The organism is Desulfitibacter alkalitolerans DSM 16504, assembly GCF_000620305.1.
GTDB lineage: Bacteria > Bacillota > DSM-16504 > Desulfitibacterales > Desulfitibacteraceae > Desulfitibacter > Desulfitibacter alkalitolerans.
On the sequence record NZ_JHVU01000027.1, the window covers coordinates 33,687 to 58,946 of the forward strand.

General features: G+C 43.1%; 15 protein-coding genes. 13 read left to right on the forward strand and 2 right to left on the reverse strand.

Annotated features, from left to right (window positions below; all coding sequences use genetic code 11):
- Position 1 precedes the first annotated feature (1 nt).
- From K364_RS0104430 to K364_RS0104460, 7 genes are all read left to right on the forward strand, one after another.
- The gene (locus K364_RS0104430; RefSeq protein WP_028307012.1) at positions 2 to 1,036 is read left to right on the forward strand and encodes a uroporphyrinogen decarboxylase family protein; all 1,035 of its coding nucleotides are present in this window, start codon (positions 2 to 4) and stop codon (positions 1,034 to 1,036) included.
- 32 nt (positions 1,037 to 1,068) lie between these two features.
- Positions 1,069 to 2,160 carry a zinc-binding dehydrogenase gene (locus tag K364_RS0104435; RefSeq protein ID WP_028307013.1) on the forward strand — a complete coding sequence of 364 codons (1,092 nt, stop codon included), beginning with the start codon at positions 1,069 to 1,071 and terminating at the stop codon, positions 2,158 to 2,160.
- 27 nt (positions 2,161 to 2,187) lie between these two features.
- Positions 2,188 to 4,053 (forward strand): FAD-binding protein, encoded by a 1,866-nt coding sequence (locus K364_RS0104440; protein ID WP_028307014.1) that lies wholly within the window; start codon positions 2,188 to 2,190, stop codon positions 4,051 to 4,053.
- The gene (locus K364_RS0104445; RefSeq protein ID WP_242841652.1) at positions 4,050 to 5,417 is read left to right on the forward strand and encodes an oxidoreductase; all 1,368 of its coding nucleotides are present in this window, start codon (positions 4,050 to 4,052) and stop codon (positions 5,415 to 5,417) included. The genes K364_RS0104440 and K364_RS0104445 overlap by 4 nt, the downstream gene beginning before the upstream one ends.
- Before the next feature lie 263 nt (positions 5,418 to 5,680).
- Positions 5,681 to 5,965, forward strand: coding sequence for a type II toxin-antitoxin system Phd/YefM family antitoxin (locus tag K364_RS0104450; RefSeq protein ID WP_035267981.1), 285 nt, complete (start codon positions 5,681 to 5,683; stop codon positions 5,963 to 5,965).
- Positions 5,949 to 6,266, forward strand: a complete 318-nt coding sequence (locus K364_RS0104455; protein ID WP_028307017.1) for a type II toxin-antitoxin system RelE/ParE family toxin — start codon at positions 5,949 to 5,951, stop codon at positions 6,264 to 6,266. The genes K364_RS0104450 and K364_RS0104455 overlap by 17 nt, the downstream gene beginning before the upstream one ends.
- Positions 6,254 to 6,508: a hypothetical protein gene (locus tag K364_RS0104460; protein WP_028307018.1), complete on the forward strand. Its 255-nt coding sequence runs from the start codon at positions 6,254 to 6,256 to the stop codon at positions 6,506 to 6,508. The genes K364_RS0104455 and K364_RS0104460 overlap by 13 nt, the downstream gene beginning before the upstream one ends.
- Positions 6,509 to 6,970: 462 nt before the next feature.
- On the opposite strand, the gene K364_RS0104465 is transcribed toward K364_RS0104460, so the two are convergent.
- A complete protein-coding gene (locus K364_RS0104465; protein ID WP_028306738.1) occupies positions 6,971 to 8,218 on the reverse strand; it encodes an IS110 family RNA-guided transposase in 1,248 nt (415 codons plus the stop codon).
- A 573-nt stretch (positions 8,219 to 8,791) separates the two neighbouring features.
- Here K364_RS0104465 and K364_RS0104470 point away from each other — a divergent pair.
- Positions 8,792 to 9,277, forward strand: a complete 486-nt coding sequence (locus K364_RS0104470) for a hypothetical protein (RefSeq protein ID WP_028307019.1) — start codon at positions 8,792 to 8,794, stop codon at positions 9,275 to 9,277.
- Positions 9,278 to 9,411: 134 nt separating this feature from the next.
- On the opposite strand, the gene K364_RS0104475 is transcribed toward K364_RS0104470, so the two are convergent.
- Positions 9,412 to 9,855 carry an ATP-binding protein gene (locus K364_RS0104475; protein WP_028307020.1) on the reverse strand — a complete coding sequence of 148 codons (444 nt, stop codon included), beginning with the start codon at positions 9,853 to 9,855 and terminating at the stop codon, positions 9,412 to 9,414.
- A gap of 239 nt (positions 9,856 to 10,094) precedes the next feature.
- Here K364_RS0104475 and addB point away from each other — a divergent pair, with 239 nt between their 5' ends.
- From addB to K364_RS0104505, 5 genes are all read left to right on the forward strand, one after another.
- The gene (gene addB / locus K364_RS22825; protein WP_051533803.1) at positions 10,095 to 13,664 is read left to right on the forward strand and encodes a helicase-exonuclease AddAB subunit AddB; all 3,570 of its coding nucleotides are present in this window, start codon (positions 10,095 to 10,097) and stop codon (positions 13,662 to 13,664) included.
- Positions 13,661 to 17,443 carry a helicase-exonuclease AddAB subunit AddA gene (gene addA, locus K364_RS22830; RefSeq protein WP_035267985.1) on the forward strand — a complete coding sequence of 1,261 codons (3,783 nt, stop codon included), beginning with the start codon at positions 13,661 to 13,663 and terminating at the stop codon, positions 17,441 to 17,443. The genes addB and addA overlap by 4 nt, the downstream gene beginning before the upstream one ends.
- 163 nt (positions 17,444 to 17,606) lie before the next feature.
- Positions 17,607 to 18,860: an exonuclease SbcCD subunit D gene (locus K364_RS22835; protein WP_035267995.1), complete on the forward strand. Its 1,254-nt coding sequence runs from the start codon at positions 17,607 to 17,609 to the stop codon at positions 18,858 to 18,860.
- Complete coding sequence (locus tag K364_RS0104495; protein ID WP_028307021.1) at positions 18,857 to 22,474, forward strand: AAA family ATPase; 3,618 nt, start codon at positions 18,857 to 18,859, stop codon at positions 22,472 to 22,474. The genes K364_RS22835 and K364_RS0104495 overlap by 4 nt, the downstream gene beginning before the upstream one ends.
- 108 nt (positions 22,475 to 22,582) lie before the next feature.
- The gene (locus K364_RS0104505; protein ID WP_028307022.1) at positions 22,583 to 25,153 is read left to right on the forward strand and encodes a stalk domain-containing protein; all 2,571 of its coding nucleotides are present in this window, start codon (positions 22,583 to 22,585) and stop codon (positions 25,151 to 25,153) included.
- Positions 25,154 to 25,260: the final 107 nt, after the last annotated feature.

Genomic DNA, 25,260 nt, shown 5'->3' on the forward strand with positions numbered 1-25,260 from the left:
CATGAATTTGCACCCTATAGAGCGAGTTAGAAAGATGAATTCAGGGGAGGCAATTGACAGGGTTCCCTTTATGCCAACCCTGTATGAGCATTGTGCTTCATTGATTGATAAAACTCCCTCCCAGGTAGCCCAGAGCAAAGAACTGTTAATAAAATCCCAGATTACTGCTTATGAAGCATACCGACATGATCTAGTGACAGTAGGATTGGATATATATAATGTTGAAGTTGAGGCCCTGGGGGGAAATATAATCTTTCCAGAAAATAATGAAATACCAGGATTAAAGGGGCACCCCCTGGCAGATAATGACAATCTTAACAACCTTAACATTCCAGATCCTGAGAAGGACAGTAGAATGCCCCTGTTTTTAGAAGCAGCCGAGGCCATTAAAAGGGAAATTGGCAAAGAGGTTCTAGTAAATGGCACCATTGTGGGGCCATTTACCCTGGCAGCCCTGCTGCGGGGTTTTGAAAATTTTATCATGGATTTAATGACCAGGCCAGAATATGCCCAGAAGCTCATGAAGTTTTCAGCAGAAGTGGGTATTAGCTATGGTGAAGCAATGATTAAAAGGGGATTGGGCCTATCCATTAATGAATCATGGATTTCACCTCCCTTAATATCTCCTAAAATATATAAAGAACATATCCTTAAATGGGAAGGGCATCAAATTGCAGAGCTTAAAACCAGGGGATTGTCAAATATTGGCTTGATATCAGGTGGCAATACCACTCCCATTGTTGACCAGATGCTGACCACCGGCACATCCCTGATCATGGCAGATTACAATTGTGACCTGAAGTATTTTAAAGAAAAGGCAGAAGAAGCAGGGGTTATTCTCCGTGGATGTATAGATTCCAAGCTTCTTGAAAAGGGCAGTAGGGAAGATATTTATAATGCCACTAATAAAGTCCTTGATATTGGCAGCACATCAAAAAAATTTGTAATTGGTTGTGGTGTAGTATCCTATAATACCCCCAAAAATCAATTATTACTGTTTAAAAAGGCTGTAGAAGACTACTACAAACATCAATAAACATCAATTGCAAGAATAGGAAGGAAGATTTCATGAACTATACCAGAGCAATGATCTTAAAAGAATTTAACGAGCCTTTAGTATTAGAGAAAATGCCCCTGCCCGAATTGAAGCATGGGGAGGTTCTTGTAAAAATAACAGCAGCAGGTGTATGCGGATCTGATGCTCATATGTGGAGAGGTAAAGACCCCAGAACACCTCTACCGATAATTTTAGGTCACGAGGGTGTAGGTGAGGTTGCAGCCGTTGAGGGTACAAAAAAAAATATTTTTGGTGACGAGATTAAACCAGGAGACAAGATCCTCTGGCATAGGGGTGTAAGCTGCCAGGAATGCTATTACTGTAAAATACTTAAACAGCCTGCATTATGTGAAAATAGATGGGTTTATGGAATTAATAGAAGCTGTACTGAAAAGCCCTACCTGCTTGGATGCTATTCTGAACACATAGTGCTTAATTCTATGACAGATGTTTTCCCAATACCAGAACATGTGCCTCATGAAATCATGGTGTCTGCATCCTGTTCGGGATCTACCACAGCACATGGCTTTGATTTAGCTCCCCCTACCTTTGGTGGAACTGTTGTTATTCAAGGTCCTGGACCCCTGGGTATTTTTGCAGTGGCCTTTGCAAAAGCCTATGGGGCAGGTGAAATTGTAGTTATAGGTGGAACAAAAGACAGACTGGAGATGTGTATGGAGTTTGGAGCAACGTGTATTCTTAACAGAAATGAAGTAGGTGAAGATGAAAGAAAAAGCAAGGTCCTGGAATTAACTAATGGCAGGGGAGCAGATATGGTATTTGAAGCAGTTGGCAGTACTTCTGCAGTAAAAGAAGGAATTGCCATGACAAGGATAGGTGGAAGCTTTGTATCTGCCGGCTTTGGTGAACCCAACGGTACAGTTGAGCTGGACTGTTTTCATGATATAGTCAGGAAAAATCTAAGGTATCAGGGTGTATGGGTCAGTGATACCAGCCATACCTACCACGCATACAAACTGGTTCTTAATAATATTGAACTTTTTAGTAAAATGGTCACTCATAGATTTAGTTTGGAGGAGGCTACCACAGCTCTGGAAAAAATGGAGGCAAAAGAACCTGTCAAGGCTGTTTTAGTTCCCTAGGGCTAAAAAGGATGGTGAAGTTAAATTATGAAAAGTATCTTTTGTGATGTCCTTGTAGTTGGTGGTGGTGGTGGAGGTTTAAGAGCTGCCATTGCTGCCAAGGAGGAGAATCCCCAACTAAAGGTCATTCTGGCAACTAAAGGCCAGTTGGGTAAAAGTGGAGTAACAGCACTAGCGTGTTCAGACAGGATGGCATTTCATGCAACCCTTAAGCATACCCAACCCCAAAAAGAGGATTCGTGGAAGTATCATGCAGCAGATATCTATGAGATAGGGGGCAGGGTCTCTGATGGTAATTTAGCTGAGGTTCTAGCCAAAAATGCTGAGGATGCCTTTGACTACCTGGACAAATTAGGTGTTCCCTTTGTTAAAAAAAATGGAATTCCTGACCAGTTCATAACTGATGGATCGGATTATCCCAGGGCCTGTTATACAGGACCAAAAACTGCAGTCCATATAGAGGAAGCATTAGTAAATGAAATCAGAAAGCATGACATAGAAATAATTGAAAACTGTATGGCGGGCAAAATTATTGTAAATGATTCCCAGGTAACTGGAGCCATATTAATAGATACAAAAAGTGAAACTCCCCTGGACCAGGCAGTAACTATTTGCAAAACTGGAAAAATTATCCTTGCGGCTGGCGGAGCAGGGAAAGCCTATTTATATAATGTGTTTCCAAGGGGTGCCACTGGGGATGCCTATGCCCTGGCATATGATGCTGGAGCTGAGCTGGTAAATATGGAGTTTATTCAAATAGGCATTGCCTCTGTCAAGACCAAGCTTAATTGTTCTGGAAGTGCAATGCGGGCAGTTCCCAGAATAATTAACTCAAATAACGAGGAATTCCTTGATGAGTATTTTCCAGCAGGAACTTCATTAGAAGAAATATACAACTGTGTCTTCCAGAAGGGGGCCAGCTGGCCGGTAACTTATGAGCACAAAACCCACATCATAGACATTGCAGTTTACAAAGAAATGCTCAGGGGAAATAAGGTTTACCTGGACTATTCTGAAAACCCTAAAGGCTTTATTTTTGATAACCTTTCTGGGGCTTGGAAGCAGCGCTACCAGCAGGAAATGACCATTAATCTAGGGGAAAAATCAAGGCAGGAAACCCCACTAAACAGGTTAAGAGAAATAAATAGCGCTACAATTAGCTGGCTGAAGGAGAGGGGAATAGATCTAGAAGCAGGTGAGAAAATAGAAATTGCTGCTTGTATTCAGCACTTTCAAGGCGGGGTAAAGATAGACGAAAAAGCCCAAACCAAAATCACCGGCCTATATGCTGTTGGCGAATGTGCCGGGGGGCAGCATGGAGCTAACCGTCCCGGTGGCAATGCCCTTTTAGACAGTCAGGTCTTTGGGAAGATTGCCGGCATGGATGCAGCAAGTAGCTGTTCCTTGATAAGTAAACAGCACGTTAATGAAAAGGAAGTAAAAGATTTTTTTGAGCAACTAAAAATAATGGAACAAAATAATAATACAAACCAGAATAAGCTTGGAGATATTGGAGCCGACTCTATCCGCAAAAAACTTCAAAAAATAATGCATGGTGCGGCAAGTATAGTACGTACTGATGAAGGTCTTAAAAAGGCCCTAGCAGAAATATATTTATTAAAAAATACGCCAATTGCAGTTGATGACAATGGTTATGCCTTTGCCCTGGAAACCAAGCACCTTATATGTGCAGCTGAAATGATCTTGAAAGCGGCCATCCTAAGAGATGAAAGCAGGGGACCTCATCTGCGTTTTAATAGCTATGAAGACCCAGAACCTATAGCACGCAAAGACCCGGACTGGCAGAAGTATATTGTCATTTCCAGGGGGGATGGAGAAATGATTCTGGAAACCAGGGTCCCCCAGAAATTAAGCCTTCGAGATAGTAGGTGATTAAACTGGCACAATTTGCAAGATTCAACTATAAAACATTAGCAGAGCTAAAGGCCAAAATTTCAGAGTTAAAGGCAGATATTGAGCTCACAGAAGACATAAGCCCCTTGTTAAAGAAAACTAGAATAGGTCAGTATGAGCTGCCAAATGCAATGGTTATACACCCCATGGAAGGCTGTGATGGTACTGATGATGGACGTCCTTCTGGGCTTACCCATAGACGCTATGAAAGATTTGGAGCAGGGGGGGCCGGCCTTATCTGGTTTGAAGCTGCAGCTGTTGTCCCTGAAGGCAGATCTAATCCCAGACAGCTTTGTATTAGTAAAGATAATCTGCATTCATTAAAGGATTTGCTGGATGCAGCATTAAAAGCTGCTGAACAGGGCATGGGCAAGGGCCATAGACCTGTAACAATATTACAGATGACTCATTCTGGAAGATATAGCAAGCCCCATGGCAAGGCTGAACCAACCTTTATATTTAATGACCCACTGTTGGATGAAAAGGTTGGAATTAATGACGACTGCAGGCCAATTACTGATCAGGAGCTGGATGAGCTTCAAGAAAGGTATGTTGAAGCAGCACAACTTGCAGTGGAAGCAGGATTTGATGGAATTGACATTAAAGCCTGCCATAGATATCTCCTTTCTGAAATCCTTGCAGGTCATACTAGGGCAGGCAAATATGGAGGCAGCTTTGAGAACCGCACCAGGTTTCTCCTTGAGGTTGTTCAAGGGATACGCAGCAAGGTTGGCAGTGGTCCCATAATCAGTGTAAGGTTAAATGCCCATGATGGGCTTCCCTTTCCCCATGGCTGGGGTGTTGAACAGGTAGAGGGCAGCGAAGATATTGATTTGTCTGAACCAAAGAAGCTGGCAAGGCAGCTGTATGAAAAGGGAGTATCATTAATCAGCGTTACCGCTGGAAACCCCTATTACAAGAAGCCATATATTGGGCGGCCCTTTGATGTGCCTGTTATTGGTGCAGACCAGCCATTGGAGCATCCCCTTGAAAGCGCGGCAAGGCTAATGTACTGTGCCAATGAAATACAAAAGGGTGTGCCTCAAGCTGCTGTTGTTGGTGCAGGCTACAGCTGGTTTAGACAGTATTTTGCAAATGCAGCTGCCAGTCAGCTGTCCAAGGGGAATGTATCATTAGCAGGTGTGGGCAGGATGGCCTTTGCCTATCCAGACTTTGCAAAGGACTTAATGGAAAAGGGCAGACTAGAGAAATCAAAGGTTTGTACAGCCTGCAGCAAATGCACCCAGATCATGCGAGACGGCGGCAGGACAGGATGTGTCATCAGAGATAGTGAAGTATACCTGCCAATATATAAAGAAGGTCGTGGCTTACAGGGCAAGTAGACAATGTTATAGAAGCTGTAATACATTAGACAGGCAGCCATTAGCTGCTTGTTTTTTGATCGTCTTTACATATACCTTTACAGATAAATAGGAATGCCTTATAAACGGGTCCTCTTTATCTCGACGGCCACGGCGGTCAGTCTGACGAAACTCATTGAGTATCGGAGATAAGTCTTTACAATCTCTGTATACAGTAGTATAATTAGCATACAATAATACTACAATAATACTACAATATTACTGCTTTTATAGGAGAGTGAGTAATGATGAATATACGGCCTTCCGCAGCAATACGCAAGAACTACAATGAAATCTCCGAACTCTGCAAACGTACAGGCGAGCCGGTTTATCTGACTAAAAACGGCAGCGGCGACCTTGTGGTGATGGATATAGAGGCATTTGCCCGGCGCGAAAGTATGCTGAAGCTCAAAGAAAAGCTGATGCAATCAGAAATCGACATCCAAAAAGGGCGTACCTATTCCGTAGAGGAAACAGCCTCAGCCATGCGCAAGGCTGTCGCGGAGGTTTCCAATGCCGGAAAAGAATAAGCCTTATACGGTAAAAATCACGGAAACCGCATGGGAAATGCTCGTTTCTCATGCGCGTTTTCTTGCGAATGTGAGCGTGTCGGCCGCTAACAGGCTGATCGATACCTTTGTTGAAATAACCGATAGCCTTGCCACGATGCCGGAGCGCAACCCATGGCTGGAACATGACGCCATTCCTTTTCAAAAATACCGCAAGCTGCTGTTTGGCAAGCACTATATGGCCCTTTATCAGATACAGGAAAACACGGTCTATGTAACAGCCGTTGTGGATTGCCGACAGGATTACAGTTGGCTGCTGTAACTTTTGGAATAGGCGGCCTGTTCATATTATCATTAGCAGGTGTGGGCAGGATGGCCTTTGCCTATCCAGACTTTGCAAAGGACTTAATGGAAAAGGGCAGACTAGAGAAATCAAAGGTTTGTACAGCCTGCAGCAAATGCACCCAGATCATGCGAGACGGCGGCAGGACAGGATGTGTCATCAGAGATAGTGAAGTATACCTGCCAATATATAAAGAAGGTCGTGGCTTACAGGGCAAGTAGACAATGTTATAAAAGCTGTAACACATTAGACAGGCAGCCGTTAGCTGCTTGTTTTTTTATAAATTCTGAAAATACCCCTTTACATATAACTGGAAGTACCTTATAATAAGAACACATGTTCTATAAAAAGATAGGCCAATACATCTTATAACGTAAATATAAGGAATTAAAGGTTCTTAAAGGATGATATCTATATAATATTTTTTAGTAAAGATTTTCTTAGAAAGGGGTGACTACCAGTTACAAAACTATAGTATAATGGTTATACAATATCTACTTAGAATATTTTAGAGCAGCGGTATGATGTCAAGTAGGTAATTGGAAATTTTTCAAAGAATTCGCTGCACAAAAGGGGGTGCTTGCCTAAAAAAGGCAACACTAAACAAGCCCACCCTATGACAAGTATATTTATTACAAATATAACAATAAATAGGTGGAAGGAATCCTGAGCTTTGGTCTATTCTAATTTAATTGTCGGTTTCCCCCTTTCGGTTGGTAGAGTTGGTTAGACTTCAGCAGAAAAAAGACTAACCGTACCAGTTTACGGGCAGTAAGAGCAAGGGCGCGTTTATGAGCATACTGCTTAGGCTCCGCTTTTTTCATGGCATAATACTCGGCAAAAACAGGGTCGTGCACCCGAACACTGCTTGCCGCCTCAATAAGGTAATACCTTAAAATGCGGTTGCCAGAGCGAATAAGCCTTGTACTACTAGCAGTAAAATCACCAGACTGATTTTGGGTCCAGGCAAGACCAGCTAACTTAGCTACCTGTTTATGGCTGTCAAACTGATGGATATCACCAATTTCAGCAATAATACCAGAAGCAAAAATAGGACCGATACCCGGAACAGAATCTAGAGTTTGAGGAATAGTCTTTAAATGGTCCTCAATAGCCTTTTTCAAAGACTGCAGCTGTTCCTGGATTGTTCTAATAACCCTAATACTAGAGGCCATGGCCAAGTTAACAGAATCAGACATGGCCTTGGGCAACCTGTAAGAAGAACGAGCAGCCTTTTGCAACTGTTTAGCAACAGCCTGAGGATCATCAAAGCGGTTTTTACCATGCTGAATTAAAAACTCCATCAGATCATCCAAAGAAGCATCTGCTAGAGCCTCAGCGGACTCAAACTCTTCCAAAACAGCCAGAGAAGTAGCAGATAACTTGTTAGAAAAGACTAAAGAGTAATCACTACACTTCAGGTACAGGTTAGACATAAGAAAATTAGCTTCACGTACTAGAGCCTGCATGAGGTGGTACCTGGCCCGAGTAAGCCTTTGAAGAGCCATCAAAGGTTCACTCCAAGTAAAAGGATGAGGCAGATAGCCACTTTTAAGCCTAGCAGCAATATACCAGGCATCGAACCTATCATTTTTAGGAGCATCCAAGAAATGAGCCTTTTTAAACTCCTTAATCAGACTAGGGTTAAACATGTAGACCTTAACATCAGGGCAGGCAAAGTCCAAATGGCGATGCAAGTAGATGGCAGCATGGGTAGAGTAGCAACCGGTGTGCTCTAAACCAAAAAGTATTCTATCAAAATCATGTTTACTAACCAACTGGTTGATACGATCCTTAAGCTCAAAAATACCAGGTCTATTATTAAAAACACTAAACCGGCTTATAGGACGCTTTTCATCATCATTAGACAAACAACAAACAACATTGTCCTTGCTGCTTATATCGATACCGACAAACAAAGGGTTAGACATCTTAATCACCTCCTTCACTTTAAAATATATAGATGTCTACAGTCTTGGGATGTCCCTGGGAAACCCATGAACGACAGCCTTGCGAGCTATAGGAATACACCGGATCCCCTCGGTGCACTGGCCTCCGTCTGCTAACAGAGGGAGAGGCAAACCGGGAAACAGTCAGCGTGTAGGTCTATAACATGGGGCCAGGGGAACACTCTAAAAATGGAAGACACCCTATAACGGGGCAACTGGAGGAAATGGAACATTCCCTTGGTAGACACCTTTGGCTATATTTTCCCAAAGACATCCCAGGACTGTAAACCCTTTTTAAAAAAGATAGCATATTAGTTATTGGCTTGTGGATATGCCGCTCATGTGGACTTGTGGACAGCTGCTGCGCACCTGCCCACAGGGTCCACAATCGCTTGGACAATGCTAAAGCATTGCCCACATACCCACAAGCCCTGCTACGATGAATAACTTGTTGTTGTAGTTGTTAAAGATCTACATTAAAAAATGAGCAATGTCCCAACTGGAAATTAACGTCCAAATCGGGGGCTGCTCATAGTATACAAGGAGGTAATTGTGATGGAAGTAATCCTTCAAGAAATTTTGTCTGAGGTAAGATCCATTAAGATTGGCCAGGCTAGATTAGAAGAAGGTTTTAGTAGGTTAGAAGGCAAGATGGAAAACCTGGAAAAAAGGATGGATTCTTTAGATATTAGGATGGACAGGTTAGAAAGCCGTATGGATAGCTTAGAAAGTCGTATGAATAGTCTAGAAAGCCGCATGGACAGTCTAGAAAGCCGTATGGATAATCTAGAGAGTAGGATGGATGCACTAGAAAATAGGATGGATAGCTTAGAAAGCCGCATGGACGTCTTGGAGTTAAGAATGAATAGTCTTGAAGAAAATCAGGAGAAGATGCAGGCTGACTTACAGGAGATTGGCAGAAAAGTAGAAGTGTTATATGAGCAAACTGCCGGACTTGCTGAATTCAGGACTGAGACAAAGGAAACCCTTGCAAGGTTTGATATAGATATAAGGCTTATGAAAAAACTTTTAGCTAGTTAGTTAAAGCAGCTTATATCTTGCTTATACATTGGAGGAGCTGCCAGTTTCTCTATAATTGCTAAATCAGGTTTAATGCCGGGCTAACCTGGGTACTTAATTGGTATAAACAAGGTTAGCCCAGTCAGTATTCTTATCTAACCCAAGAAATCGGCGATTTCTGAAATTTCCCCTTCGTCGATGATTTTTATACCTTCCCTTAGCTCCTTTTTAATATTTACAGTAAGGTAAACCAAGGGTTCTATTTTAGAAGCAACAGCAGTTATCACTTCCAGGTCAAAAGAACTATTTTTAAAGCTGCAGGTCTTGTCTACGAAAATAACATCAGAATTTGTGTCTATGAGTTCCATGGAAATTTTTCCTAGAGAGGCTGCATTTGCCACTGTTAAATTGTGGCTCCATTGAGGGGTATATGAGCTGCCTAGTTTTGCTGATTCTAGCCGCAGTCTGTGCATCATTTCTTCAGGGGAATTCTTGCAAGAGATTATATGGACAGATTTCCCGTCACTTAAGTACTCAAGAGCAATCTCCATCATTTTTTTGGTTTTTCCACTGCCTGGTCCTCCAACTATAAGTTTCATTATTTAGCCCCCAAAATTTTAATAGTATATTAAGTATATTATCACACATTTGTACTTTATGGTGCGAAACATTTTTAAGCAAATTGATATTTATACATTGTTTAGTATACCCTTATAAAGTTTAATTTACAAAAAAAGTAAACCAGAAAGGATACATGGTATTTTTGTGGAATATTGTATATGACATTATATGATATTAAAAATCAACCAACTGGTGGTCAGGAAGGAATGAGTATAACTTGGCCTTAAGATTTATTCTTGGTGCTGCAGGCTCAGGTAAAACAGAATACTGTCTTAAAAGTATAAGAGAGGAATTAAAGAATAAGCCAGAAGGGCATTCCTTGATCTATTTGGTTCCGGAGCAGGCTACTTTTCAGCTTGAAAAGGAACTTGCTTGTACTCCAGGACTAGGGGGCATCATGCGGGTGCAGGTTTTAAGCTTTCGCAGGCTGGCCTGGAGGGTTTTTCGAGAAGCAGGCGGAGAAAGCCGCAAGCCCATAGGGGAACTTGGCAAAAAAATGATTTTAAAGAAGCTGCTGGAAGATAAAAAAGGGGATTTGCAGGTATTTGCTCAAGCTGCCAAGCAGCCTGGTTTTTTAGATATCCTGTCAAAAACCCTGTCTGAAATGAAAGCCTATATGGTTACTCCTGAACAGCTAATGGGTACTGCAGGCTTTTTTGATATGGATGAAGAAAGGGTTCTTGGTGCAAAGTTAAATGATATAAGCATTTTATATAAGGAATTTGAAGCCTACTTAAGGGACAAGTATCTAGACCCAGACGATTATCTTACGTCCCTGGCAGAAAGAATTAGCCAATGCAGCTTTATTAATGATGCCGAAATCTGGATTGACGATTTTACAGGCTTTACGCCCCAGGAATACAAGGTGTTAGAAGAGTTAATAAAAAATGCTGGGCAGGTAAACATTTCCCTGTGTTTGGATCCTCATGCTTTAAATAGGCCTTTAGAGGATGAGGACTGTTTTTACATAACAAAAGAAACCTACTTAAAAATAGCAGATATATGTAGAAGCCTTAAGGAACCTGTCATGGAAATTCTAAGCCTACCTGAGGGTGGCGTGGCTCCAACAACATCCCAGAACATTCCCTACAGGTTTTTAACTTCTCCAGATCTGGCATATTTGGAAAAGCATTACTATGATACCCAGATACCTGCTTATGAACAGGAGATACAGCATATTGCAATTGCCTCAGCAGTAAATCCCAGGGCAGAGGTTGAAGGTATAGCCAGGGAAATTTTGCATCTGTCCAGAACAAAGGGCTATAGATGGAGGGAAATTGCTGTTATTTTTAGAGATTTTGAAGGGTATCAGGAGCTGGTAGAAACAGCATTTAACCATTATGGTGTGCCTTTTTTCATGGACAAGAAGAGACCCATGGTTCACCATCCTCTTATAGAATTAATTATTTCAAGCATGGAAACAGTTCTTGAAAACTGGGCTGCTGAACCTTTATTCAGGTTATTAAAAACTGACTTTTTTACATTAGATAGGGATACAGTAGACAGACTGGAGAACTACTGCTTAGCCCATGGCATTAGGGGTAAGGCCTGGCTGCAGCAAACTCCCTGGAGCTATAGAAGGAAGAATACACTGGGAGAGGATAATGAATTAAGCTACTGGGAGCAAAATGAAATTGCATACATAAATAAAGCCAGGGAAACGGTTCAGGATGTTCTATTGGATTTTCATGACTCATTAAAAAAAGCAGCAGGTGTTGCTGAAAAAACTGCAGTCATCTATAAGCTTTTAGAAAGGCTGGAGGTTGACATAAAACTTCAAGGCTGGATTATAGAAGCCAGGGAGCAGGGCGACCTTGAAGAAGAAAGGGAGCATTCACAGATTTACCAGGCAGTTATCCAGCTGCTTGAGGAGTTAGTAGAAGCTCTAGGTGATGAAAGTCTCAACCTGGAAGAATATTTGAGGGTTCTAAAAACAGGGCTGGAGAGCATTGAACTGGGCCTGATTCCGCCTGGCCTGGATCAGGTGGTGGTGGCAAGTCTTGGACGATCTAGAATACCTAACATAAAAGCTGCATTTCTGGCAGGTGTCACAGATGGCATCCTGCCAAAGAGACCATCTGAGGAGGGGATGCTTACAGACAGGGAAAGGGAGACTCTCCAAAGGGTGGTAGGCATGGAACTAGCACCTGGAGATGAAAGGCTGTTAATAGATGAAGATTATTTAATATATACAGGCCTTACCAGGGCAAGTGAGTATCTATGCTTGAGCTATCCCCTAGCTGATGCAGAAGGCAGGGCACTTATGCCTTCCAGGATCATAGATAATATTAAACGGCTTTTTCCTGGCATAACAGAAAGGTTGTGGAACCTTGAACCCAAATCACCAGCAGAAGTCCCAGCCTTCATTTGCAGTGCAGAAGGAACCCTGCCTATCATGGCAAGCCAGTTTCGCTATTTGAAGGAGGACATCAAGCTTGAACCCATCTGGTTTCAAGTCTACAACTGGTTTATCAGTCAGGAGGAATATTCTCATAGGCTTGGCAGGCTATTTAATGGGCTCTTTTGGGAGAATCAAGAAAAGCCTCTTTTCAAGCACACTAGAGAGAAATTATTTACAGCCTCAAACCTCATGAAAACCAGTGTTTCCCGCCTGGAAAAGTTTAAACAATGTCCCTTTGCCCATTTCCTTAACTATGGATTAAAGCTTAAAAGGAGATTATCCAACAGGCTGGAAGCACCTGATTACGGACAATTTTATCATGCAGCCTTGAAGGATTTCTTTGAAAAGGCTGCTTCAGAGGAGTTAGATCTGGCTCATATCACTGAAACCAGGCTTACAGGCATTGTAAATGAAGTGATAGATAACCTAACACCCCAGATGCAAAATGAATTGCTTTTAAGCTCAAACAGGTATAAATTCCTTGCAAAAAGGCTGCAGGATACCATAGAAAGCAGCCTAAAGGCAATGATAGATCATGCCAGGAAAGGACAGTCCCGACCCATTGGTCATGAGATAGATTTTGGCTATGAAAACAGCATACTTCCACCCCTGGAGATACCAATTGGAGATACAATCCTGCAGATAAGCGGCAGGATAGACAGGGTAGATTCGGTTTCCAACGAGAATGTAAGCTATCTATTAGTTATCGATTACAAGTCTGGGAATACCAGTTTAAAGCTGGATGAGGTCTATTACGGCTTGAGCCTCCAACTCCTTGCTTATTTGCTGGTTTGCCTCGAAAACTCTGGCCAATTAGAGTTAGATAATGCGTTGCCGGGGGGCATATGCTATTTTCGCATCCATAATCCAATTGTACGGCTGGACAAAACCCAGGATCTGGACAGGGTTGCCAGGGAGTTAAGTAAGGAATACAAGCTCAGGGGGATGGTCCTGGCCGATGAAAAATTTGTGCGTCTTATGGATAACGAGCTTATATCAGGCTGGTCACAAATGCTTCCAGTTGGAATTAAAAGTGATGGTTTTTATGAGAACTCCAGTGTATTTACCGGAGAAGAGTTTCAGCTTTTAAAAAAGCACTTTTATAAAACAATTCAGGAAACTGGACAAGAGATTTTAGAAGGCATTGTATCCATTGAACCCTTTAAAAAGGGCAGGTCAAAACCATGCAATTATTGTGACTTTAAATCAGTTTGCCAGTTTGATGTGCTTTTTAAAGAGAATAGCTACAGGGTGTTGAGGACTATTACTAATGAAACAGTCTGGGAAGAGCTTAACAGGAAAAGGGACAAGGCTTGTGGTACACAAGAAAGCCCAGTAATGAAAGAGGAAGTGTCTGCAGATTTGGATGGGGGTGACAAGCAATGAGTGAATTAACAATACAGCAGCAGGCAGTTGTAGAAGCCAGGGACTGCAACCTTCTGGTATCTGCCGGGGCAGGTGCAGGCAAGACCCATACCCTTGTGGAACGTATTATTCAGCTTGTATCAAATGAACAGCAGCCTGTGGACATTGATAGCCTCCTGGTTGTTACCTTTACCAATGCAGCAGCGGCAGAAATGAGACAGCGTATCGGGGAAGCCATAGCTGTCCAGCTTCGCAAGGGAAGCAGTTCAAAGCATTTACGCAGACAGATGAGGCTGTTGAATAAGTCCTCTATTTCCACCATCCACTCCTTCTGCCTGGATGTTATAAGGCAGAATTTTCACCAGCTGGAGCTTGATCCTGGTTTTAGAATTGCAGATGAATTGGAAAGTGATATTTTAAAGGCTCAAGTGGTTGAAAAACTTCTTGAATCATATTATGACAATGATGATGCTGATTTTTTATATCTACTGGAATGTTATGGAGGCCAAAGGGAAGACACTCCCCTCCAGAATATGCTGCTCCAGGTGTACAGCTTTGCTGTAAGCACACCCTGGCCCGGGAAATGGCTTGATGGTGTTGTTGAAGGATTTAGTAATGATGGTATTAAAGGGGTGGATGACTACCCATGGATAGACATTATCAAGGATGAGATAACTATAGAACTGCAAAGGGTTAGGGAGGTATTAGAAAGGGCTTTAAGAATAGCAAAAGCTCCTAATGGTCCTGTACCCCTTGCTGCAAACCTGGAAGATGACCTGGGTCTTGTGGATGATCTGCTTATTGCCTGCAAGGGGGCATGGGGCGAGCTGGAAAATGGCTTCCAGAACCTGACATTCAGCCGTTTGAAGAGCTGCAAAGGTGTAAGCTTTGATGAAGACCTGAAAAAGTCCATCCAGGACCTAAGGGAAGAGGTAAAAAAGAGTCTCAAGAAAATTGCAGGTCAGTATTTCTACAGAACAGAAGAGGAATTTTTAAGGGATATGTCAGCTGCTGCTCCCCTGATTAAAAAGCTTGTGGAGCTTGTCAAGGCCTTTGGCGAAGAATATAAGAGGGCAAAGCTCAGCAAGGGGCTCCTTGATTTTGGTGATTTGGAGCATTACTGTCTGGAAATATTGGCTGAACACAAGGATGCCGGAATAATGCCATCTCAAGCTGCCAGGGACCTTAGAAAAAAATTCTTGTATGTCCTGGTGGATGAATACCAGGATATAAATGAGGTTCAAGAAACAATCCTGCAGCTAGTATGCAGGGAAGCCCATGAAGGACCTAATCTGCTCATGGTTGGTGATGCAAAGCAAAGTATTTACCGATTCAGGCTTGCAGAACCTACACTTTTTCAAGGCAAACAGCAAAGCTTTTCAACCCCGGAAGGCAGTTTAAATAGAAAGATAGACCTCACAAAGAACTTCCGAAGCAGGGCTGAGGTTATTCATGGTGTAAACTTTATATTTCGCCAGATAATGACCCCTTATATAGGAGAGATGGAATATACCTCAGCTGCAGAGCTTGTTTATGGTGCTGCCTATCCTGAGGATGAAGCAGAGTGGGATAGAAGTGTAGAGCTTCTTCTGATAGATAGGGATGAGGAAATAGCATGCTCTGATAATACAGCAGAAGCTTTAGACTCGTATGAGGATGATCATGAATCTGACAAGGAGCAGGAGGATGTTTCAGATGAAGAAGAACTTGAAGTAAGCCAGGGGGAAGCCAGGGCAATTGCCCGGAAGATACAAGGCTTGATCAGCCAGGCTTACCCAGTGTTTGATAAAAGGCTTAAGGGATACAGACCCTTGGAATACAGGGACATTGTTATTCTCTTAAGGGCAGCAAGGGGCTGGTCCAATGCCTTCCTTGAAGAATTTCGTCAAAGGGATATTCCAGCCTATGCAGAGCTTAGTTCAGGCTATTTCGAGGCTGTGGAAGTGAATACCATCATGTCCCTTTTAAGGATAATAGACAACCCAAGACAGGACATACCCCTGGCAGCTGTGCTGAGGTCTCCCATTGCAGGTCTTACAGCTGAAGAGCTTGCTGCCATACGGTTAAATAAAAAAGATGGGGAATTTTATGAAGCAGTAATTGAAGCAGCAAGGGAAGACAATGCCCTTGGAAACAGGCTTAAGGCAGTTCTTCAAAAGCTGGAAAGATGGCGAACAATGGCTCGTAGGGGCAGCCTTTCACGACTTTTATGGAAGGTCTATGGAGAGACAGGATATTTAGACTTTGTGGGAGGCCTGCCAGGGGGGCAGCAAAGGCAGGCCAACCTTAGGGCACTGCATGACAGGGCAAGACAATATGAAAGCCTAAACTTCAGGGGGTTATCCCGTTTCCTTCAGTTTATAGAAACATTTCTGGAAAAGGGAAAGGATCTGGGTGAGGCCCGCAGCATGGGGGAAAGGGAAAACCTGGTAAGGATAATGAGCATTCATAAAAGCAAGGGCCTGGAGTTTCCAGTTGTCTTTGTTGCAGGCCTTGGCAAGCAGTTTAATATACAGGATTTAAACAAGGATATTTTGCTTCATAAAAAGTTTGGGTTGGGTCCAGAGTTAGTTGACAGCAAATTGCGTTTTAAACTGCCCACCCTGGCCAAGGTAGCCATAAAAAAGAAAATTCACAGGGAAAGCCTTGCAGAGGAAATGCGAATTCTTTACGTGGCTTTGACAAGGGCAAAAGAAAAGCTCATTCTTGTTGGATCAGCAAAAACTCCGGGTAAAACTATTTCAAAATGGGAACAAATCCTCTCCCGGGAAGGGTGGCAGCTTTCAGATGGGAGCCTGGCTGGAGCGAGGAACTTTCTGGACTGGCTTATACCTGCCCTGTTAAGGCACAAAAATATGGAAAAACTGCGCAGCTTTCTATCAGCTGATGATATAAAGAATATAGCAGATACCGACGTATACAATGATCCTTCTTGTTGGAAATGTTTTTTGATTACCAGGAGTGACCTTGGTGTAAGGGACCAGGCAGTAGAAGCAAGCAATACTAAAATTCTAGAAAAAATTAAAAACATGGAAGTTGTGGATATTGACAGCATCGGCTTTGATGATGTGGAGGCACTTTTGTCCTGGAAGTATCCCTTTGAGGCTGCTGTTGCCAGGTCTGCAGTTGTCTCAGTGACAGAAGCAAAGGGGTTGTTTCAGGAAGATGATTTTTTAATTTATAGTGGAGCTAATCAGGGTTCTCGCAGGAAAGATAGGCCAGGATTTTTGCAAGGGTCGGAAAAACCCAGGGAGCTTACTCCTGTAGAGTACGGCAGCCTGACACACAAGGTAATGCAGCACCTAGATCTAGAGGTTATTAAGGAGAACTTAGGCCACGAAGCAATAGGAGACCAGGTAGAATTAATGGTGAAAAAGGAAATTTTGACCGCTAGAGAGGCAGAGCTAGTAAAGGTTCATCAGGTGCTGGAGTTTTTCCAATCTCCCCTGGGAGTTAGAATCCTGAAAGCAGATGAGGTTAAAAGAGAGGTCATATTTACCCTGGCAGTTCCTGCCTCTGCTGTTTATGAAGATGAAGCTAAAAGCGTAAGGGATGTATTAAAGGACGAATGTGTATTAATAAGGGGGATCATAGACTGTTTGTTTTATGAAGAAGATGGAGCAGTAGTAGTAGACTACAAGACAGATTATGCAGACCATTCCAACCTTGCTGAGAAGGTTAATACATACAGGTCCCAGTTAAATCTTTATGCAGAGGCTGTGGAAAGGATTTTAAAAATACCAGTGAAGGAAAAGTATTTGTACTTTCTAAGTATAGACAGGGCTATTGCAATTAGTTAATTAACTCGCTTTGCTCAAACAGTGCAAATCATCACGTTTTTTTGCCCTGCCAAACAAACAATTGCAAAAAAATTTAATTATGGTTCGCTTATATAACATTTTCTTTTCAGTATAAATATGTTTTTATTTTGCATTTTCAAAAGGAAGGAAGTTGAAAATTATAATGAGAGTACTTCATACCTCTGACTGGCATTTGGGCAAGACCATAGAAGGTCGGGATAGGCATAGGGAACAGGAGGATTTCCTTGAGGAGCTTGGACAGATAGCTAAAGATGAAAAGATTGACCTGGTATTAGTTGCTGGGGATATTTTTGATACATATAATCCCCCTGCCCTTGCGGAACAGCTTTTTTGTAACTCCATTGACCTGCTGGCAGAAGGAGGCAAACGAGGTGTAATTGTTGTTGCTGGAAACCATGATAACCCTGACAGGCTTTGTGCTGCGGGTGCCCTGGCACAGCGTCAAGGCATATTTCTTTCAGGTCTGCCTGGAAGTGTGATTCAACCCCAGATTTTCCATGGCAAGGCTAGCTGTGTAAGTTCTGGCCCTGGTTGGCTTGAGGTCCATGTACCTGGCTGTGAGCATGGTGCTGTAGTACTTACCCTACCTTACCCTTCAGAGGCAAGGCTCAAGGAAATTATCAGCCTTGAATTGGATGAAGAGAAAATGCAGCAGGCTTATTCAGAGTGTGTCAGGAATCTCTTGACAGCTAATTCTCAAAATTTTCGCCCGGATACTGTTAATGTCCTGGCAGGTCACATATACACTGCTGGAGGAAAAACCTCTGATTCAGAAAGAAGCCTGCACCTGGGAGGAGCCTGCACAGTTTATCCAGATGCCATACCCCCTGCAGTTCAATATGCAGCATTGGGGCACCTTCACCGGCCCCAGAGAGTGGGTGGGTCTCACGTTCCAGCCTATTACTCTGGATCTCCCCTGGCCTACAGCTTTTCTGAAACAAATCAGACCAAATCAGTTTACATAGTAGATGTACAGCCTGGTACTCCGGCTCATGTCCAGGGCATACACCTAAATAGGGGGAAACCCCTTGTGAGATGGGCAGCAAAGGGAGGGGTTAAGGAGGTCCTTGGGTGGTGTGAGGAGAGGAAAAATGTCAATGCCTGGATAGAGATAGAGGTCCATCTAAAAGAAATGATGACTCACCAGGAGTTGTCATCAATTAAAAGGGCCCATCCAGGTATTGTAGCCATAAGGCCAGTTTTTGTTTCTGAGGACAACACTTCTGCCATGACTGGAATAGAACGTTCAAGTATGGCCATTGATGAGCTGTTCAAGCAGTTTTATATAAACAGATCGGGGGGAATTGAACCTGGCGAGGAGCTTATGAATTTATTTTTGGAGCTTTTAAATGAAGAGCAAGAAGAAAGGGTTAAGGAGGTGGAAAGTGTATCATGAAGCCTATAAAATTAAAGCTTCAGGGACTCCACAGCTATCAAAATCTCCAGGAGGTTGACTTTAAAAAACTGTGTGAAAGGGGTACCTTTGGTATATTTGGTCCAACAGGAAGCGGCAAATCCACAGTCTTAGATGCCATAACCCTGGCTCTTTTTGGAAAAGTGGAAAGGGCACCCAGGAATACCCAGGGAATTCTTAACCATAACTCTAATAAGATTTATGTCTCCTTTACCTTTGAGCTAAACTCCGGGAATAGCTCAAAAAGGTATACTGTTGAAAGGCAGTTTAAAAAAGCAGGTGAAAATACAGTTCAAAGCGGCAGCTGTCGTTTAATTGAAGAAGATAAGCTTGGCCAAAAGGTCCTCGCCGATAAGACCAGGGATGTTGATCAAGGCGTTATTGAGATTTTAGGGCTTACTGCAGATGACTTTACCAGGGCAGTTGTCCTTCCCCAGGGTAAATTTGCAGAGTTCTTATCCCTTCAAGGGCGTGACCGCAGGATGATGCTCCAGAGGCTTTTTAACCTTGAAGCCTATGGGGACAAGCTTCAGGAAAAGGTCAAAAAAAGAATTGAGGCAGCAGCCAGTGCCCTGGATGGGATAGAACGTGAAAAGCAGGGCTTGGGTGATGCTTCAGAAACAGCCCTGGAAAAGGCAAAGCTGGCATTGGCAAAAGCAGAAGAATTAGAGTCCATGAGCAAGAATGGTCTTGAAAAGGCACAAAAAAACCATGATGAGTCCAGGGAAATCTGGCAAAAGCAGATAGAGCTCAATGGTATAATTAAGGATAAAGAGCTTTTACTGGAACAAGAAAATGAAATGACAGAATCTGAAAAAGAACTAACCAGGGCTGAAAGGGCCGAGGCTATTAGACACCTGTTAGAGGAACAGGAACATCTGGATAAATTGAAAAGCACCCAGGCAGGAGAATTGGCAGCAGCCCAGGAGAACTTTGATAGAACAGAAGGGCAGGTAAAAAGCCTTCAAGAAGCTTTTTTAAATACCCAGGGGGAATGGGAAGAAAAACAGCCCCTGCTTATTGAGAAAAAAGCAAAGCTGGAGGAGGCTAAAGCCCTTGAAAGGGATATTGAAGCCTTGGCAGCTGAGGGACGGGAAATAAACAAAAGCAAAGCAGCCTGCACAGCTGGGATAACAGAGTTGGAAAAACGAAGCCAGGAGCTAAGGTCCAATAGGGAAGCAAAAACTAGTGAGCAAAACAAAATAAAGAATTTAATAAAAGAAAATACCATTGCTCCTGAGAAGAGGCAGCAGATTAATATTTCCTACAATGTATATACACAGTATCAGGATATTTTAGTCCTTATAAAAGAAGGCGAAAAAGAATTAAATCTCAAAAATAATCAGTATGAGAAAGCCCAAAAAGAACTGCAGCAGGCAGAGGAGCTCCTGACAGGAGCAGTTTTAGAGGAAAAAAGTGTTTTGGAAGGCCTTGAAGAAGAGAAAAAAAGAAGCCCCGGAGATGAAAAGGAGCTTCAGGATAAGAAAAAGTCCCTGGGCATGAGTTTTCACCATGTAAATGAGGTTATGCGTCTAGAAAAAGAGATAGAGGGCATTAAAGAAAAAATAAAAGCTCTAACAGTGGATTTATCTGCAGTTGAGGAAAACCTCAAGCTGATGGATGCAAACCATAGTGAACTAAAAACAGACCTCAAGGCTTTAAGGGAACTAAAGGCTGACCTGGAAAAGCAATTGAAAGATAAAGAAAGAGGTAGCCTGGCAGCCTTGCTTGTTGAGTCTCTGACAGTTGGCATGCCTTGTCCAGTTTGCGGCTCCAGGGAGCATCCTGCACCAGCCCAGACAGATGAAAGTATGGAGGAAATAAATATATTAAGGGAGAAATTGGCAGGGTGCAGCCAGTCCCTTGATAAAGCATCAGAAGAATTGACAGTAAGTGAAAAAAGCATCTATCAGCTTCAGCTATCCAGGGATAGCCTACAGGAAAGGCTTAAGCAAGAGGAACTGCTCCTGGAAGAGAAAAAGGCTCACGTGCTCGAGGAAAGAAGCAAGCTTCCTGCTAAATGGCAGGGACTTGACCCCCATGAGCTTAAGGTAACATATGACAGGGAAACCCTGGAGCTTGAGAATCAGGAAAAAGAGATTGCCTTGTGGGTAAAAAGAAAGGAGGTCCTGGAGCAGCTTGCTGCAGAGACCAAGGAAAAGGTCAATGGGGTACGTTCTAAAAAAGAAATTCTTTTAAGCCGTACCCAGGGCCTCCATGACAATATGAAGGAGGCAGAGGGAAAGCTTGCTGTACTCCGACAGAGGTTAGCTGAAAAGGGTGTTGAGCTGGATAAAGCAAGGGGAAGTATGGAAGTATCAGATATAATTAATCAGTGGATAAAGCTTGACCAAGTGGATAAAAAAGCGGCTCAGCTCAAAATTCACCTTGAAAAGATTGAACAGGAACTGGAAAATACAATTGGTTTCCTGGAAAAAACAGAAAATGAACTTAAGGTGAAACAGCTTCAAGAGGCTGAGCTGAACACCAGTTTAAGCCAGTTAAAGACTATTTATGAGCAGAAAAAGGCTCTTTTGTATACTATAACCGCTGGAGATACTGCCGAAAAACTCTTAACACAAACGAATATAGAATTGGATGCTTTAAAGGATAAAAGGGAAAAGACAAGGCTTAATCTGGACATGGCTGTAGAAAAAAAGGCTCAGGCTGAAAAGAGCCTAACTACCTTAAAGGCCGATTTTGCCAGTACCCAATACAGGTTAGATGCTGTAATACAGAAGCTTCTCAGCAGCTTACAGAACCAGGACTTTGCAAATGAGTTGGATGCCAGAAATTCGCTGCGTCCTGTGGATGTTCGTGACGAGCTAAGGGATAAGCTGCAAAGGTATAACAAAAAGCTGGAAGCCTTGTTGGAAAGGGAAAGAGATTTGCAGAAGCTCCTTGAACAAAAAACACTATCTGAACATGAGTGGCATGCTGTTCAAGACCAGTTAAAAGCCTCCCTGGAGAATTATCAGAAGTGCCTAGAAGAAAAAGGGGCAGCAGCAAGGGTCCTGCAGGATATTAAAGATAAGCATATCAGGTGGCGGCAGCTTGAAGAGGAATCCAGCAAACTTCAAAGATATGAAAATCTTTTAAAAGACTTAAAGAGAGTCTTGACTGGCAATGCCCTGGTGGAGTTCATGGCAGAGGAACACCTGCTAAATGTTGCCAGGATAGCATCTATTAGACTTGGAGACCTTACAAATAATCGTTACACCCTTGAGGTAGATGGAGATGGCGGCTTCATTATCAGAGACGATGCCAATGGGGGCTTTAAAAGACCTGTAACTTCATTATCTGGGGGTGAGACCTTTCTAGTATCATTTTCCCTGGCACTGGCCCTTTCATCCCAGATCCAGTTAAGGGGTACATATCCCCTGGAATTTTTCTTCTTAGATGAAGGCTTTGGCTCTTTAGATCAAGACCTGCTGGAGGTGGTTATTTCAGCTTTGGAGAGACTGCAGATGGAGAAACTTTCCATAGGTGTTATCAGCCATGTTCAGGAAATGAGAAACCAGATGACAAGGAAACTCATTGTCACGCCTGCCCAGTTAGGTGGCGAAGGAAGTAAACTGTCTTTGGAAATTGGCTGATAAAAATGGTAAATTGTTGGAACAATATATACGTTCCTTCAGTCTAACTATATATGAGACCTGCCCAGTAACAGCAATAAATTCAGCAGAAGAAATGGAGGAAAGATAATGATCAGGCTTATTACAGCTTTATTAATTGCCATATTTATGGTACTGCCCGTACATGCATCAGAGATACCAGGAGTGGCACAGGCCCCAGGGCCAGAATTGAAGGAAACCACACCAATTACCTCTGGAGCGGTACTCAAGGAGTATCAATGGCAGTCTTCAAGTGGTCATGTAAATATCAATGTTATTGAGGTAGATCTAAATAACCCCCATGTCCATGTGGAAGTAATTCCAGGGGGTGGAAGGCTAACCCAGAGACTAAACGTTTCTGCCATGGCAAGGAATACTGGAGCAGCAGCCGCAATTAATGGGGATTTCTTTAATACAAGGGGAGAGGGAGTGCCAATTGGACCAATGGTAATGGGCTCCCGGCTTGTTTCCTCTCCAGCAGTGCTTCAAGGTATTTTTGCTTTGGGTATAACCAGGGATAGAACAGCTTACATAGAGCCTTTTTCCTTTCAAGGAAAGGTTACAGCACCTACAGGAGCACAGTTTCAGCTTTCAGGGCTGAATAAAACAGTATATTGGGAAGAACCGGCAGGTATTCACAGCCATGCCAACAAGCTGCATCTTTACAATGATCTCTGGGGAGGTAAGACTAGGGGCCATGATAGTTGGACAACTCCCACAGAGATGCTTGTAAAAGATGGCAGGGTGGTAGAAATAGTAACAGGGCAGTACTTTGATTATCCAGTTCCCCAGGGAACTTATATATTAAGAGGCCATGGCGAGGCAGCAAGGTTTATTGTAGAGAACTTCCAGCCCGGGGATATGGTAGACATCCAGTATTCCATTAATCCCAACAGGGATTGGACCATGGTAGTGGGGGGACATGCTTTACTTGTTAATGACGGCAAAGCAGTGCCTTATACCAGGGATCTTGCAGCTTTAGGCGGTGTTCGGGCAAGGACTGCTGCCGGAATTTCCAGGGACGGTAAAACCTTATATATAGTAGGAGTTGAAAGGAGCACCCCCATTAGTGTTGGGTTAAGCCTGACCAACCTGTCCAAGTTTTTTGAAGAAATTGGTGCCTGGAAGGCCGTAAACCTTGACGGTGGCGGATCTACTACAATGGTGTCAAGGCCCCTTGGGGAATGGGATACTAGAAGGGTTTTTGCTCCAGAGCAGTCCCAGGAACGCCTAGTGGTTAATGCCATAGGCATTTATTCAAAAGCACCACAGGGACAGCTAAAGGGCTTGCTTATTGGCGGCGCAGATTTACTGTTAATTAACGAAGAGGCTAACTACACATTGAAGGGCTATGATGAGTATTACAACCCTGTAGATGTAAAAGCCCTGTCTGTAAAGTGGCGGGAAGCAGGAAACATAGGTAATCTGGAAGGAAATAGATTTATAGCAGGGAAACCAGGACTTACAGAAATAATAGCAAGTGTAAACTTTACTAATGTCAGAATGCCTGTTCAGGTCATTGGCAAGCAGGATGTTAGTGCCATGATCTTGACAAGCGCTAATGATGCTGGTGTTGCTGGCAGCCAGAGGCAGCTGCAGCTTGTGGTCAAGACAAAATCTGGAGAAAGTCGTCAGGTTCCAGCCAACCTGGTCCAGTGGCAGTTCCATGGCTTAAAGGGACACGTGTCACCCCAGGGCATATTAACCATTGAGGATACCATGGGCAGCAATATTGGCTTTGTAGTTGCAAGATACCAGGGCTTCAGTGCTCCCCTGGCATTGCAGTTTAAGGGAGAAGCAGATGTTTTTTCCTTTAATACCCTCCAGGGTATTGCTTTTGAAGGATTTCCCCAGGGAGTTCTTGGCAGTATATCACTGGTCAACGACCCTGCAAATCCCCAGGCACAGGTTACAAGACTGGAATATGATTTTACTAGAGGTCAGGGAACAAATGCTGCTTATATTAGGCTTGCTGAAAATGGTCTGCTGATTGATGACACAGCTCAAGGCTTTGGGGTGAGCATTCATGGAAATAACGGCAATGAATGGATAAGGGCAGAGGTCCAGGATGGCAGCGGTACTATCCACAGACTTGACCTAACCCCAGGTCTTAACTGGACAGGATGGAGGAAGCTGCAGGCTAATACAGCATCCTTGACCAGACCAGTAACCCTAAAACGCATATATGTTGCTGTGCCAGAAGAGCAGAGGGGTCAAAGGAGCCTGCAGGGTAGTATCCTTATAAAGGGGTTAACCTTTATATATGGAACCAGGGAAACACAGCCTTCGCAGCAGCAGGTACTGGAGCTTACAATAGGGCAAAAAACTTTAATGGTAAATGGTGCTAAAACAGAAATGGATGTTGCACCACTAGTGGTAAATGGCCGTACACTGGTACCAGTTAGATTTATCTCCCAGGCTCTCGGTTCATCAGTTCTCTGGGACGGGGCAGCCAGAAATGCTACAGTTATTAAAGGCAGACGCTGGATTGACCTCTGGCCAGGGGAAGCTGTCATGGTTGTTGATGGAAATGGGGTCAATTTAGATGTGGCACCCCAGCTAATCCAGGGGCGTACCATGCTTCCCCTAAGGGCAGTTGCAGAAAGCCTTGATTTGTCAGTGCATTGGGATCCAGCTGCACAAAAAATAACCTTGAAGTAAATAAAGAAATTCTCTCCTGGAACAATATCGGAGAGAATTTTTTTATAAAAAGGATATTTTGTGCCAAAATTGAATTATTAGGAAGAGAGAGATTATATATAAAATTT

Bases quoted from the DNA above. Each gene is read 5' to 3' on its own strand.
- K364_RS0104495 (WP_028307021.1), top strand. From the start codon at position 18,857: ATGAAGCCTATAAAATTAAAGCTTCAGGGACTCCACAGCTATCAAAAT.
- K364_RS0104455 (WP_028307017.1), top strand. From the start codon at position 5,949: ATGCCGGAAAAGAATAAGCCTTATACGGTAAAAATCACGGAAACCGCA.
- K364_RS0104450 (WP_035267981.1), top strand. From the start codon at position 5,681: ATGATGAATATACGGCCTTCCGCAGCAATACGCAAGAACTACAATGAA.
- K364_RS0104475 (WP_028307020.1), bottom strand. From the start codon at position 9,855: ATGAAACTTATAGTTGGAGGACCAGGCAGTGGAAAAACCAAAAAAATG.
- addA (WP_035267985.1), top strand. From the start codon at position 13,661: ATGAGTGAATTAACAATACAGCAGCAGGCAGTTGTAGAAGCCAGGGAC.
- K364_RS0104430 (WP_028307012.1), top strand. From the start codon at position 2: ATGAATTTGCACCCTATAGAGCGAGTTAGAAAGATGAATTCAGGGGAG.
- K364_RS0104470 (WP_028307019.1), top strand. From the start codon at position 8,792: ATGGAAGTAATCCTTCAAGAAATTTTGTCTGAGGTAAGATCCATTAAG.
- K364_RS0104465 (WP_028306738.1), bottom strand. From the start codon at position 8,218: ATGTCTAACCCTTTGTTTGTCGGTATCGATATAAGCAGCAAGGACAAT.
- K364_RS22835 (WP_035267995.1), top strand. From the start codon at position 17,607: ATGAGAGTACTTCATACCTCTGACTGGCATTTGGGCAAGACCATAGAA.
- K364_RS0104505 (WP_028307022.1), top strand. From the start codon at position 22,583: ATGATCAGGCTTATTACAGCTTTATTAATTGCCATATTTATGGTACTG.
- K364_RS0104435 (WP_028307013.1), top strand. From the start codon at position 1,069: ATGAACTATACCAGAGCAATGATCTTAAAAGAATTTAACGAGCCTTTA.
- K364_RS0104440 (WP_028307014.1), top strand. From the start codon at position 2,188: ATGAAAAGTATCTTTTGTGATGTCCTTGTAGTTGGTGGTGGTGGTGGA.